Annotated in this window: 13 protein-coding genes; 7 read left to right on the plus strand and 6 right to left on the minus strand. The window is 37.3% G+C overall.

Going from position 1 to position 14,034, the window contains the following annotated elements:
* Positions 1 to 22: 22 nt before the first annotated feature.
* A complete protein-coding gene (gene recR, locus NOV28_RS04805) occupies positions 23 to 634 on the minus strand; it encodes a recombination mediator RecR (protein ID WP_255928139.1) in 612 nt (203 codons plus the stop codon).
* A gap of 73 nt (positions 635 to 707) precedes the next feature.
* On the opposite strand from recR, the gene NOV28_RS04810 reads away from it, so the two are divergent.
* The 3 genes from NOV28_RS04810 (at position 708) to NOV28_RS04820 (ending at position 3,426) form a co-directional block, all read left to right on the plus strand.
* Entirely contained in the window at positions 708 to 1,313 is a 606-nt protein-coding gene (locus NOV28_RS04810) for an LURP-one-related/scramblase family protein (protein ID WP_255928141.1), read from the plus strand.
* 123 nt (positions 1,314 to 1,436) lie between these two features.
* Positions 1,437 to 2,879 carry an aminoacyl-histidine dipeptidase gene (locus NOV28_RS04815; protein WP_255928143.1) on the plus strand — a complete coding sequence of 481 codons (1,443 nt, stop codon included), beginning with the start codon at positions 1,437 to 1,439 and terminating at the stop codon, positions 2,877 to 2,879.
* Between the two features lie 10 nt (positions 2,880 to 2,889).
* Positions 2,890 to 3,426, plus strand: coding sequence for a DUF4256 domain-containing protein (locus tag NOV28_RS04820; RefSeq protein ID WP_255928145.1), 537 nt, complete (start codon positions 2,890 to 2,892; stop codon positions 3,424 to 3,426).
* 73 nt (positions 3,427 to 3,499) lie between these two features.
* Here NOV28_RS04820 and NOV28_RS04825 read toward each other — a convergent pair whose 3' ends face one another.
* On the minus strand, positions 3,500 to 3,832 hold the full coding sequence (locus NOV28_RS04825) for a 2Fe-2S iron-sulfur cluster-binding protein (RefSeq protein WP_255928147.1): 333 nt from the start codon (positions 3,830 to 3,832) through the stop codon (positions 3,500 to 3,502).
* Between the two features lie 17 nt (positions 3,833 to 3,849).
* Entirely contained in the window at positions 3,850 to 4,902 is a 1,053-nt protein-coding gene (locus tag NOV28_RS04830) for an NAD(P)/FAD-dependent oxidoreductase (protein ID WP_255928149.1), read from the minus strand.
* 143 nt (positions 4,903 to 5,045) lie between these two features.
* Here NOV28_RS04830 and NOV28_RS04835 point away from each other — a divergent pair, with 143 nt between their 5' ends.
* Positions 5,046 to 5,813: a DUF3108 domain-containing protein gene (locus NOV28_RS04835; RefSeq protein ID WP_255928151.1), complete on the plus strand. Its 768-nt coding sequence runs from the start codon at positions 5,046 to 5,048 to the stop codon at positions 5,811 to 5,813.
* A gap of 123 nt (positions 5,814 to 5,936) precedes the next feature.
* Positions 5,937 to 8,363: a DUF5916 domain-containing protein gene (locus NOV28_RS04840; protein ID WP_255928153.1), complete on the plus strand. Its 2,427-nt coding sequence runs from the start codon at positions 5,937 to 5,939 to the stop codon at positions 8,361 to 8,363.
* Between the two features lie 56 nt (positions 8,364 to 8,419).
* Here the strand turns inward: NOV28_RS04840 and pheS are convergent, their stop codons facing one another.
* The 3 genes from pheS to NOV28_RS04855 form a co-directional block, all read right to left on the minus strand.
* Positions 8,420 to 9,430, minus strand: a complete 1,011-nt coding sequence (gene pheS / locus NOV28_RS04845) for a phenylalanine--tRNA ligase subunit alpha (RefSeq protein WP_255928155.1) — start codon at positions 9,428 to 9,430, stop codon at positions 8,420 to 8,422.
* A 104-nt stretch (positions 9,431 to 9,534) separates the two neighbouring features.
* Positions 9,535 to 10,110, minus strand: coding sequence for an RdgB/HAM1 family non-canonical purine NTP pyrophosphatase (gene rdgB, locus NOV28_RS04850; RefSeq protein ID WP_255928157.1), 576 nt, complete (start codon positions 10,108 to 10,110; stop codon positions 9,535 to 9,537).
* Between the two features lie 15 nt (positions 10,111 to 10,125).
* The gene (locus NOV28_RS04855) at positions 10,126 to 10,962 is read right to left on the minus strand and encodes a CPBP family intramembrane glutamic endopeptidase (RefSeq protein WP_255928159.1); all 837 of its coding nucleotides are present in this window, start codon (positions 10,960 to 10,962) and stop codon (positions 10,126 to 10,128) included.
* 118 nt (positions 10,963 to 11,080) lie between these two features.
* Between NOV28_RS04855 and NOV28_RS04860 the strand changes: the two genes are divergently transcribed.
* Positions 11,081 to 12,679 carry a peptide chain release factor 3 gene (locus NOV28_RS04860; RefSeq protein WP_255928161.1) on the plus strand — a complete coding sequence of 533 codons (1,599 nt, stop codon included), beginning with the start codon at positions 11,081 to 11,083 and terminating at the stop codon, positions 12,677 to 12,679.
* Between the two features lie 155 nt (positions 12,680 to 12,834).
* Complete coding sequence (locus NOV28_RS04865) at positions 12,835 to 13,989, plus strand: DUF4349 domain-containing protein (protein ID WP_255928163.1); 1,155 nt, start codon at positions 12,835 to 12,837, stop codon at positions 13,987 to 13,989.
* Positions 13,990 to 14,034: the final 45 nt, after the last annotated feature.

Here is a 14,034-nt window from a genome sequence, read left to right on the forward strand (position 1 = left end):
AATAGGAATTTTGAACGAGAAATTAATCTTTTTCGTTGTAAGGCAAACGGTTTTGGATGGATCTTCCCAATGAAATTTCATCGGCATATTCCAACTCATCTCCCACCGAAATTCCGCGCGCGATAGTGGAAAAATTCACTTGAAAATTTTTGAATTTTTTATAAATGTAATAAGCCGTCGTATCGCCTTCCATCGTTGCACTCAGCGCGAAAATCAGCTCTTTTACTTCGCCACTTTCCAGTTTTTTCTCGATGGAGGAAATATGAAGTTGATTTGGACCGATGCCTTCCATTGGCGAAATTTTGCCACCCAAGACCAAATATTTTCCTCTGTATTTTCCGGTATTTTCAATCGCCATAACATCTCGAACATCTTCCACGATGCACAAAATTTCTTCATTTCTCTTCGGATTGGCGCAGATTTCACAAATTTTCATGTCGGAGAAATTATGACAATCTTTGCAATAATGAATTTCGGTAACGAGTTTTTTCAGCGAATCTCCCAAGGCGATGGCTTGACTTTCAGGTTGTTTTAACAAATGCAACGCCAATCTCAACGCCGATTTTTTCCCGATTCCGGGCAATCCTGAAATCTCTTCAACTGCTTTCGCTAAAACTTTACTCGGATAATCCATTCCACAAAAATAAAATTTAAAACCTCAAACTGCAAGTTTCATCCCTTTTATTATCTTTGGTGAAAATACCTTTATGATTCTTCAAAACTTAAACTATCCTCTCGATTTTAAATTTAAAATTACTACGCTTTCCAGCGATTTCAATATCACCGACAGAAATGGAAATTACGTTGCATACGTTCGTCAGAAAATGTTCAAACTCAAGGAAGACGTTATTATTTTCAGCAATGAAAGCCGTTCTCAGGAACTTTTCAGAATTCAAGCTAATCAATGGATTGATTTTAATGCTTCCTACTCCATGACCGATTTGGAAAACGGAAAAAATTTCGGAAGATTGGCCAGAAAAGGAATGCGCTCGCTTTGGAAATCGCATTACGATGTTTTAGACGAAAATAATGCCTTGAAATATCACATCAGCGAAGACAACGCTTGGGTGAAAGTTTTGGATGGTTTTATTGGCGAAATTCCAATCGTAGGAATGTTTACCGGATATTTCCTGAATCCATCGTACACCGTAAAAGATTCCGCAGGAAAAGAATATTTCCGCCTCAAGAAAATGCCGTCGCTAATTGGTCGAAGATTTCAACTCGATCGCTTAATCGACATCGATGATGAAGACGAATCTCTCGTGATTTTATCTTTATTAATGATGGTTCTTTTGGAAAGAGAGCGAGGATAAATTGCAAAATTCTCTTTGAATTGGATTTTACAGAACTACTTTTCTTAAAATCGATACAAATAATTGCCTGACTTTTTTTCAGGCATTTTTTTATTCTTAAATTTGAGGAAAATATTATTTATAATGGAAATTACACAGATAGAACCTCAAATAGTCTGGAAAAATTTCGCAGCATTAAATGCGATACCAAGACCTTCCAAAAAAGAAGAAAAAGTCATTGAATTCATCAAAAACTTTGGTGAAAATCTTGGTTTGGAAACGACCGTTGACGAAGTTGGAAATGTGATCATCAAAAAACCTGCAACCGCGGGAATGGAAGACCGAAAACCAATTGTGATGCAATCTCACCTCGATATGGTTTGCCAAAAAAACAATGATGTTCAGTTCGATTTCGAAACCCAAGGAATCCAAATGGAAGTTGATGGCGATTGGGTAAAAGCAAAAGGAACCACTTTGGGCGCAGATAACGGTTTGGGCGTTGCGTCAATTATGTCGGTTTTAGAAAGTTCAGATATTCCACATCCCGCTTTGGAAGCGCTTTTCACTATTGATGAAGAAACCGGAATGACCGGCGCAATTGGTCTGAAACCAGGGCAATTACATGGTGAAATTCTCCTAAATTTAGACACTGAAGAAGATGACGAAATCGATATCGGTTGCGCAGGCGGAATCGATGTGACGGCTTCTCAGAACTACAATTTGGAAGCTTCAAAAGGACAAATCGTTAAAATTGAAATCAAAGGTTTGCAAGGTGGACATTCCGGAATGGACATTCATAAAGGTTTCGGAAATGCGAATGTAATCCTCGGAAGACTTTTGTACACCGGAGTTTACAATCAAAACATTCAATTGATTACCATCGATGGTGGCGGATTGCGAAATGCGATTCCGCGCGAAGCAAATGCGATATTATCAGTAAGAAATGTGGTTGAATTTATCGAAGATGCGAATGTTTTGAAAGCTTCAATCCTCGAAGAATTTGCAAATGTTGAAAAAGATCTTCAAATCAATATTGAAAACTTCAGCACCGAGGAAAAAGCGATTTCTGAAGAAGATTCCAAGAAAATTATTTTAGCTTTAAAATCCGCACACAACGGCGTTTACAGAATGTCTCCTGATGTTGCCGATTTGGTAGAAACTTCCAACAATATCGCTCGTGTGGAATTGAAAAACGGAGCATTAAGAATTTTAAATCTTTCAAGATCATCTGTAGATTCTACAAAATTCGCCGTTGCTGAACAATTGAAATCGGTTTTCGAATTGGCTGGTTTAGAAGTAGAATTCAGCGGTTCGTACCCTGGTTGGAAACCAAAACCAGGTTCGGAAATCGTGAAAATTATGGAAAAAATCTACGAAAGAGATTTCGGATCAAAACCTCACGTAGTTGCTTGTCACGCAGGTTTAGAATGCGGAATTATCGGTGCCAATTATCCTGAAATGGAAATGGTAAGTTTCGGACCGACAATTCGTGGAGCGCATTCGCCTGAAGAAAAAGCGAATATCCCTTCCGCACAAAAATTCTGGGGATTTTTGAAAGAAATTTTAAAAGAAATTCCTAAAAAATAAGTGGTTAAAAATGGACAAAAATCTGCTTTTAAAAACCCTTGAAACCCGTTTTAAAGCGAACATGCATCGCCATGAAAACTTGAAATGGGAAAACGTTTTTCAAAAACTAGAAGAACAACCCAAAAAGTTGGAAACGCTTGGAAAAATGGAAACTTCCGGTGGCGAACCAGACGTTGTAGATTTTGATGAAAAATCCGGTGAATATTTATTCTTCGATTGTTCTGCAGAAAGCCCGAAAGAAAGACGCAGCTATTGCTACGACAAAGAAGCTTTAGACAAAAGGAAAGAAAACAAACCCAAAAATAACGCTTTGGATGTTGCCAAAGAATTGGGAATTGAGCTTTTGTCAGAAGAAGAATATCGTTTTCTGCAAACTTTAGGAAATTACGATTTGAAAACTTCAAGTTGGCTGAAAACACCAGAAAATATTCGCAAACTTGGTGGCGCAATTTTCGGTGATTTTCGTTATGCGACAGTGTTTATTTATCACAACGGCGCTGAATCTTACTATGCTGCACGAGGTTTTCGAGGGAAACTGAAAGTATAAAAATCCATCATTAAAAATAAAAATCCCGCAACAAGAAGTTGCGGGATTTTGTTATCTAAAAAGTGATTATTTTCTACGGATAAGGCGCGATTTGCACTTCCAATCCGTCGATTTCTTCGGTAATGTGAATTTGGCAACCCAATCTGGAATTGTCTTGAACATGAAACGCTTCGGCAAGCATCGCATCTTCTTCATCACCCATTTCTACCAACTTTTCAGCGCCATCCATTACATAAACTTGGCAAGATGCACACATTGCCATTCCACCACAAACACCGATGGTTCCTTCTTCTGCAAGTTCATAAGAACGGATCACTTCCATTAAATTCATCGACATATCGGTAGGCGCAACGACTTCGTGAGTTTGTCCGTTTCGGTCGGTAATTTTCAAATTAATATCCTGCATTTTTTGGATTTTGTTTATTAATCAATCTTTTTTACGACCGCTTTTTCAGCTTCTTTTCGGCTTCCGTCGAAACCATCAACACCACTTACGGTTGTATATTTTAAGACATATTTTTTACCTGGATTCAGCATGTTGTAAACACTTTGACACATTAAAGTCGCTTCGTGAAAACCACATAAAATAAGTTTCAATTTACCTGGATAAGTATTAATATCACCAATCGCATAAAGCCCTGGAATATTGGTTTGATAATCCAACGCATTGTTCACCACGATGGCATTTTTCTCAATTTCTAATCCCCAGTTTGCAATATCTCCCAATTTTGGGGTTAATCCGAATAGCGGAATGAAATAATCGGTTTCCAGATCGAATGTTTCACCTTCTTTTTCGATGGTGATCGATGCTACTTTATCTTCTCCTTTAATCCCTGTAACTTCCGCGGGGGTCATCATTCGTATTTTTCCTTGGTCTTTTAGAGCCTGAACTTTTTCCACAGAATCTAAAGCGCCACGGAATTCATTTCTTCGGTGAACTAAAGTTACTTCACTGGCAATATCAGCCAAGAAAATACTCCAATCCAATGCAGAATCGCCTCCACCTGCGATGACTACTTTTTTGTTTCGGAAATGTTCGGGTTCTTTGATGAAATATTCAACACCCTTTTCTTCGTAATCGGCAATATTCTCGATGGTTGGTTTTCTTGGTTCAAAAGTTCCCAATCCGCCTGCAATTGCTACAGCTTTTGCACGGTGAACAGTACCTTTGTTCGTTACTACTTCAAAAGTGCCATCTTCGAGTTTATTTAAAGTTTGAGCTGTTTCCCCTAAAGTAAATCCTGGTTGAAATTGCTTAATTTGTTCCATTAAATTATTTACCAATTCGCCTGCATTCACTGAAGGAAATCCCGGAATATCAAAAATAGGTTTTTTCGGATACAACTCTGTTAGTTGTCCACCAGGCTGCGGTAAAGCATCAATCAAGTGGCATTTCATCTTTAGCAAACCTGCTTCAAAAACTGCGAAAAGCCCGGTAGGTCCGGCTCCTATGATCAATATATCGGTTGTAATCATTGATAATTTTTTTTAAAAATAGTTGCACAAATTTAAGAAAAATAAAAGAACAGCGACTTGCATACTAGTGACAAATATCATTTTAAATACCTATCAAATCAATGTTTTATATTTGTGGCAAATTTTTTGCAAAACAGATGACTATGAAAAATTTTTTAATTGCATTGGCTATTATGTTTTTTAGTTTGGGGTACGCTCAAAAGCTAGATAATATTCAATCTGGTGAAGTTTTAAATTACAGAATCCATTACGGGCTTTTAAATGCAGGTACCGCTACTCTTACTACCTTAAAAACCACTTACAAAGGGCAACCGCACTTTTATGTAAAAGGTTATGGAAAAACCACAGGAGCAGTTCGGGCTTTCTTCAAATTGGAAGATCACTACGAAAGCTTCATCAATTACAACACGGGATTGCCAAGTTTTTATGTAAGAAATGTACAGGAAGGCGGTTATACGCAACATTTCGAGACGGTTTTCAATCACAGCAACCAAACATTAATTTTAACTGATAAAGAAAAAAATAATTCCCGCGTGGAAAAATCGGTTAAAGGCGTGCAGGATATGCTTTCTGCATTCTATTACCTTAGAAGTATGGAGCCAGGTGAACTGAAAATTGGAAGTGTAAAAAAACTGAACGTATGGATTGATGACGAAATGTTTCCCTTCCAAATCAAAGTGGTAGGATCTGAAAACATTAGAACAAAATTCGGAACTATTAACGCTTTGAAAATTGTACCACAAGTAATGAGCGGGCGAGTTTTCAAGGATAAAGAAGGCGTAACTTTGTGGGTGAGCAACGACAAAAACTACATTCCTTTGGCTATAAAAGCTGAACTCGCAGTCGGTTCTTTGAAAGCCAGCATCGATTCTTTAAAAAATGTAAAATATCCGCTGAGTTTTAAAAAATAATTAAATTTTAAAAAATCTTTATACAGAAACGGCCAATGGTCGTTTTTTTTATGCCTTTAAAAAAATAATTAAACACGATGTAACAAAACACTAACAATACTTGTCTTATCCATAAAACAACCTATGAACTCAAAAACTGCTATAGCTATTCTATTGCTCTGTTCCATCACGCTCTTTTCGCAGAAATTAGAAAGTGATAGCATTTCTAGAAAAAAAATCACGGCTTTAAAGATTGATAAATCTCCGAAAATCGATGGAATTTTGGATGAAGAAGTCTGGCAAAATGCTCAAATTGCTAAAAACTTTATTGAACGCCGTCCCAATAACGGAAAACCTGTTCCTGAGGAATTTCAAACCGAAGTAAAAGTTTTATATGATGATACCGGAATTTATTTCGGGGCAACTATGCACGAATCCGAACCTGGAAAAATTGCACGCGAACTTACCGAAAGAGACAATATTGAAAACGACGATATTTTCGGCGTTGTTCTGAACGGATACAATGACCATCAGCAAAGTCTTGAATTTCTGGTTTTGCCAACCGGCGTTCAATACGATGCAAAAATCACCAATGATATGGGCGAAGATAGCAGCTGGAGTGCTATTTGGTTTTCGGCAGTAAAAATTAATGAGAAAAATTGGGTAGTAGAAATGAAGATTCCCTATTCTGAGTTGCGTTTTCCGAAGAAAGAAGTGCAGGAATGGGGAATCAATCTTTTAAGACTCGTGAACAGAACCAGCACAATGTACGATTGGAATTTCGTAGACAATAAAAAAGGCTCTTACATGCTCTACGACGGTATTCTGAAAAGCATTGAAAATATTAATCCGCCTACTCGGCTTTCTTTTTTACCCTATTTTTCAACGTATTTGAATCATTATAACGGGGAAACAACTACCAATTTCAATGGAGGTATGGATGTGAAATATGGAATTAATGATGCTTTCACATTAGATCTTACGCTGATTCCAGATTTCGGGCAAGCATCTTTCGACAAATCCGTATTGAATTTATCTCCTTTCGAAGTACAGTTCCAAGAACAACGCTCATTTTTCACCGAAGGCACCGAACTTTTCAGCAAAGGCGATTTGTTTTACTCCAGAAGAGTTGGTGGAAATCCTTCGAGATTTCCCACAACAAGCAATGAGGAAGAAATCGTAGAAAACCCCGAAAAAGTAAAACTTTTTAATGCCGTAAAAATTTCCGGAAGAACCAACAAAGGTCTGGGAATAGGCTTTTTCAATGCGATCACGGAAAAGATGAACGCAGAAATCCGAAACATCAACACCGGAGAAATTCGACAGGAAGTTACCGAACCATGGGCGAATTATAATGTGATGGTTTTGGATCAAAGATTTAGAGGAAATTCTTCCGTTTCATTAGTTAATACCAATGTTACTAGAGACGGCGATTTCCGCGATGCGAATGTTACTGCGTTGCTTTTTGACATTAGAAACAAAAAAAATACTTACCAATATTTCGGAGGAACAAAAGGTAGTTTCGTGATGGAAAACGGCACTAAATTCGGGAATGAAACTTCGCTCGGTTTCGATAAAGTTTCCGGGGAAAACCGCTTTGGAGCCAACTATTTCATGAGAACCGATAAATATGACATTGGAGATTTGGGATATTACGACCGTACCAATTTCCAGTCTTTTCAGGCCAATTATTCTTACCGATATCTGCAGCCAAAAGGAAATTTGAACAATTTATTTTACAGTCTTCAAGTAACCCATCGACGACGATTGGATCAGGATCTTTTCAATCAGTTCATCATTCATAATAGTTTTGAAACCACCAATAAGAAATTTTTTGGCTTGGGCGGTGGCTTAATGATTTTACCCTTTGGCGAAAATGATATTTATGAACCTAGAACACAAGGAAAATATCTGAAAATTCCGGCGATGATTAATCCTTGGATTTACATCGATACCGACAGCAGAAAAAAACTGAGGCTGAATACCTATATCGATTATTATGCATATAACCAGAAAGGCCGCTACCAACTGAATTATCAAATCAGTCCGAGCTATAAACTCTCTGATAAAATGAGAATATATTACACCGCCAATATCAATTATATCAATAATGATGAGGGTTTTGTTGGCAAAAATGAAAACGATATTTTCATCGGAAGAAGAAACCGATTTACGCTGGAAAATTCATTAACTTCACAATATACTTTCAATAATACCATGGCAGTGAATCTCGCATTTAGACATTATTTATCGGAAGTTACTTATAAAAGTTTCCATACCCTAAATAATGACGGAACTACTATACAAACAAATCTCTTCACCGAAAACCCCGATGGAACCTTCAATTCATGGAATGTCGATTTGCGATTTTCGTGGTGGTTTGCTCCGGGTAGCCAACTTACTTTTCTTTACAGAAATGCCGTTGGAAACTACCTACAGGAATCAGGAATTGGAATTAAAGAAAATTTCAACCGATTATTCCGAGAACCAATCGCCAATAATATTTCGCTGAAACTCACCTATTACATCGATTATAACCAAGCGAAATATTGGTTTAAAAGAAAAAGCTAAAAAAAAGACCGTTTCAATCTTCCTGAAACGGTCTTTTTTTTATATTTAAAGAAAAATTAAAGCGATTTAAACTGCTCCAACATTCTCTTATCATTCTCGAAGAACATTCGGATGTCGCTCATTTGATAAAGCAACATTACGATTCGTTCAATTCCCATCCCGAAAGCATACCCGGAATATTTATCCGCATCGATGTTAACGTTTTTCAAAACCGCTGGATCTACCATTCCGCAACCCATAATTTCGAGCCAACCGGTTCCTTTGGTAATTCTATAATCGGTTTCCGAATTCAATCCCCAATACACATCCACTTCCGCACTTGGCTCTGTGAATGGGAAATAAGAAGGTCTCATACGAATTTTCGATTTCCCGAAAAGTTCAGTCGTGAAAAACTGAATGGTTTGTTTTAAATCAGCAAAGCTCACATTTTCATCGATGTACAAACCTTCAATTTGGTGGAAAATACAGTGCGAACGCGAAGAAATCGCTTCATTTCTGAACACTCTACCAGGCGAAAGAATTCGCATTGGTGGCTGGTTTTCTTCCATATATCGAATTTGCACCGAAGAAGTGTGGGTTCTTAGCAAAACATCAGGATTGGTTTCGATGAAGAAAGTATCCTGCATGTCTCTCGCCGGGTGATATTCCGGAAGGTTCAGCGCGGTGAAATTATGCCAATCATCTTCAATTTCCGGTCCGTCTGCAACGGCAAAACCGATGGATTTGAAGATTTCAATGATTTTATTTTTCACCAAATTAATCGGATGGCGTGTACCGAGATCAGCTGAATATCCAGGTCTCGTCAAATCTTCTTTTTCAAGAATCAGGTTAGATGAAGATGCATTTTTCAGGGAATCAAGCTTTGCCTCAACCGCTTGTTTCAGCGTATTGATTTTTTGCCCGAATTCCTTTTTCTGATCATTGGGAACATCCTTAAATTGGGCAAAAATATCATTTAAGATTCCTTTTTTGCCATTGTATTTAATTCGGAATTGCTCAATTTCATCTTTATTCGTCGTGTTGAAATTGCCAACCTCAACCAATAATTCATCAATCTTTTCTAACATCTTTAATATTTAGTAAGGTGCAAAAATACAATTTTTCAATGTAAATTTAAGGGTAAAATCACTGCTAAATTCTGCGAATGATATATTTTTATCAGAATAAAATCTTAATTCTTTAGAAAATCAAGAAACAATTCGATGGCTTTTTTTCTGTGGCTGATTGCATTTTTGTCTTCAGGTTTCATCTCTGCAAAGGTAATTTCATGATGATCAGGAATAAAAATCGGATCATAACCAAATCCTTTATCACCACGAATTTCTTGAGTTAAATTCCCATAAACTCTACCTTCAAAATAATGAGTTCCATCGCCATCGACAAGACACATTACTGTGACAAAATAAGCTTTTCTGTTGTTTTCGTCTTTCATTTCATCCAGAACTTTGGCCATGTTTTTTGCAAAATCATGATTTCCGGCATATCGCGCGGAGTAAATTCCTGGTCTTCCGTCCAAAGCTTCAACTACCAATCCGGAATCGTCTCCCAGACTTGGTTTTCCGGTTTTTTCGAAGCAATATTTGGCTTTAATTAAAGCATTTTCGTGAAAGGTATTTCCGTCTTCTATAATTTCGTCGTGCAAATCGTAATCTGCTAAAGAAGTTACATTGAAATCGTTTCCTAAAATCTGCTGAATTTCTTCTTTTTTGTGCTGATTATGCGTTGCAATAAGGATTTCCTGGCTCATAAATATCTTTTGGAATCAATAATTTTCAGAATAATGTACTCTGTATTTTCTGGTAAATAAATAATAAAAAACGGCAAATAAAACAATCCCGACGATTAAAATAATCCATTCGGAAACTTTAAAAGCCTCTGCAAAACTTTCTGTATTTCCATAAAAAATAAGAAACGAAGAACACAGATTATTGAAGGCGTGCAACAAAATCGGCAAAAGCAAAGACTTGGTTTTATAGTACACAAATCCCAAAATACACCCCAACAACACTGCGCCTACAAACTGCCACGGATTGCCGTGAACAAGCCCAAAAACCACTGCTGAAATCGCAATCGCTGTAATCGGTTTCGTACCTTTATTGATGAGTCCTTTCTGAATAATTCCACGAAAAACAATTTCCTCGAAAATGGGCGCCATAATCACGGCCATCACAATCAGGGTGGCTTTATCATTGGTCATTTGCTCCATCATTTTCGAAAAATAGGCGTAATATTCTCCGAAAAATGGTCCGCTAATCGGAATTTGTGCGGTGATGAATTCTGCGATCAACATCATTCCCAACATCATCGGAAAAATCAAAAGATAAGTCCCGAAATTGGTTGGCGAAAAATTGAAATTGAGTTTCCTACCGGTTTGCGGACGCGCCACGAAATAATCGAAAGCAAAAATAGCCCCCAAAAATCCTGCTGCATTAATGATCAATAAATAAAAATCCTGATATTGGAAATTATCTTTAAAAACCATCATCGAAAAAACGTTGAGAACCGCGATCACTGAAGTTCCGACAATCATTCCTGCGACCAATGCAAACGCGCCTTTCCAATTGAAAATGTATTTTTTTCGCAAGCTATCTTTTTCCATTGAAATTTAGTTTCAACAAATATAGGGCAAAAAGATAAAAACAAGAATCTGCACGCGGAAAAAACTTCGTTTTCATTTTCCATAAAAAAACACGATTTTTGCACATTCAAATACAATTATGTCAGAACTCATCAAAGAAATAGAAAGACGGAAAACCTTCGGGATCATCTCTCACCCGGATGCCGGTAAAACGACTTTAACGGAAAAACTCCTTCTTTTCGGAGGCGCGATTCAGGAAGCAGGTGCCGTAAAATCCAACAAAATTAAAAAAGGAGCCACTTCCGATTTTATGGAAATCGAAAGACAGAGAGGGATTTCTGTGGCGACTTCGGTTTTGGCTTTTGAATACCGAAATCATAAAATCAACATTCTCGATACACCTGGTCACAAAGATTTTGCAGAAGACACCTATCGAACTTTAACCGCGGTAGATTCAGTAATCGTGGTAATCGACGTTGCAAAAGGGGTCGAGGAACAAACTGAAAAACTTGTTCAGGTTTGTAGGATGCGAAACATTCCGATGCTCGTTTTCATCAATAAACTCGATCGTGAAGGAAAAGATGCGTTTGATCTTTTGGATGAAGTAGAACAAAAATTAGGGTTAACAGTTTGTCCGCTTTCGTTGCCAATTGGGATGGGAGGCGATTTTCAGGGAATTTATAATATCTGGGAAAATAACATTCAACTCTTTTTAGAAGAGAAAAAACAAAAAGTTGGTGAAGCGATTAAGTTTGATGACATTAATGACACCAAAATCGATGAAGTAATCGGTGCAAAAGCTGCTGCAACTTTGAGAGAAGAACTCGAATTGGTGCAATCGGTTTATCCGGAATTTAACCGTGAAGATTATATGAAAGGTGATTTGCAGCCAGTTTTCTTTGGTTCTGCTTTAAATAATTTCGGAGTTCGAGAATTATTGGATGCCTTCATCGACATCGCGCCAATGCCACAACCAAAAGAAAGCGAAACCCGTTTGGTAAAACCCGAAGAAAAGGATTTCACAGGATTTGTTTTCAAAATCCATGCGAATATGGATCCGAAACACCGCGACCGTTTGGCTTTCGTGAAAATCGTTTCCGGAACTTTTAAAAGAAATGAAAATTATTTATTAGTAAGAGACAATAAAAAAATGAAATTCTCTTCTCCAAACGCCTTTTTTGCGGATAAAAAAGAAGTTGTTGACGAAAGTTTCCCGGGAGATATTGTAGGACTTCACGATACCGGAAATTTCCGAATTGGCGATACTTTGACGGCCGGAGAAAAAATTAATTTCAAAGGAATTCCTAGTTTTTCACCGGAACATTTCCGATATATCAACAATGATGATCCGTTGAAAGCAAAACAACTTGCGAAAGGAATCGATCAGTTGATGGATGAAGGAGTGGCGCAGCTTTTCACGCTAGAAATGAACAACAGAAAAATCATCGGAACGGTAGGCGCGTTGCAATATGAAGTGATCCAGTACCGTTTGGAGCATGAATATGGTGCGAAATGTACCTACGAACCACTTTCCATTCACAAAGCGTGTTGGATTGAAGCGGACGAAAAATCCGAAGAATTCAAGGAATTTGCGAGGTTAAAACAGCGTTTTATGGCGAGAGACAAATACGGCCAACTGGTATTTTTGGCAGATTCTTCGTTTACCATTCACATGACTCAAGAAAAATTCCCGATCGTAAAACTGCATTTCATTAGTGAATTTAGAAACAAACAATAATCAAAACCTAAATCTTCAGTTCATCTGAAGATTTTTTTTGTAAATAACTTGTAAAATGATTTGCAAAACATTCATTTACAACAAATTAAAGAATTTCACTATTTTTAAGGAATACTATTTGATTCTACTCCACTGTTTTTAATTTAAAATCAACCATGAAGAAAATATTTCTTTCCGTTTTCGTTGCAGGCGCATTAATTTCTTGCGACAAAAACACGATTCAGCAAACCACCGACAGCATCAAACAAGCCGATAGTTTGTTGACCAAAGCCAACGATGGCATCAAAACTTTGGATTCGATTTCGAAAACCATCAACGATTCCAACGGAATTGCCAAAAAAGTCATCATTCCGGAAATTGAAAAGCAAAAGAAATCCATTGACAGCACGATAAAATCCGGAAGTTGGCAAATCGATTCCATTAATAAAGAAATCGAAAAAATCACCAAAAATGTGAAAGTAGGAACTGAAGTAGTAAAAACTTTAGATTCCGCAAATCGCTCTTTAGAAAAAGGAGAAAACGCCATTTCTGTTCTGACAAAAACCGCCGACAAAATCCTTCAACAAACGAAATCTCAACCGAAAACCACTGAAAATCCGGCTCCGAATTCATCTTCTCAAAACCAAAATAATTCGGTAACAACTTCTCCGGAAAAGGAAATTTCACCTTTGGTAAAAACTGCAAGACTGGAAATTCAGGTAGAAAATATTGAGGAAGCTAAAGCTTTATTAAAACAAAAAATCAGAGAAAACAATGCCGATTTGATCACAGAAAATTTCAGTCAAAATGAAGGAATTATGCGGGAATACATTACGACAAAAGTTCCACTTCAATATTTTGATGGTTTGGTTTCTGACATTTCCTCGCAAGTGGGCGATGTGAAATCAAAAAGTACCGAAACTGAAGGCAATGATAGGATCGCTTCGCAAATGTGTGACGTCGAAATCACTTTATTACAGAACGAAAATATTGCCGGAACAACCCTTCCCGACGAGAAAGTTGAGGAAGACCCGAACAGTTTCAGCGGAGCTTTTATGAAAGGTTTCAAAGTTTTGGGTGATGGTTTGCTTTTTCTACTTCCGTTTTGGCCAATTTTCTTAATTGCAGGAATTGTTTGGTATTTTGTAGCGAAAAGAAATAAGAAAAAACGCGAAGAAGAATTCCAAAGACAATTGGCTTTAGAAAAAGAGAAAATAAAAGCTGCGGAAGTTGCAAAATCGACGATACAAGAAACGCCTCAAAATGTTGGACAACCAACTACAGAAGGACCAAAAAACGACGACGATATTTCTAAATACATGCCGAAATAATAATTGAAATTTTAAAATTAAATAGTAAAATCCTTCAGAATTCTC

It is taken from the genome of Kaistella montana, from assembly GCF_024436175.1.
In the GTDB taxonomy this organism is placed as follows: Bacteria; Bacteroidota; Bacteroidia; order Flavobacteriales; family Weeksellaceae; genus Kaistella; species Kaistella montana.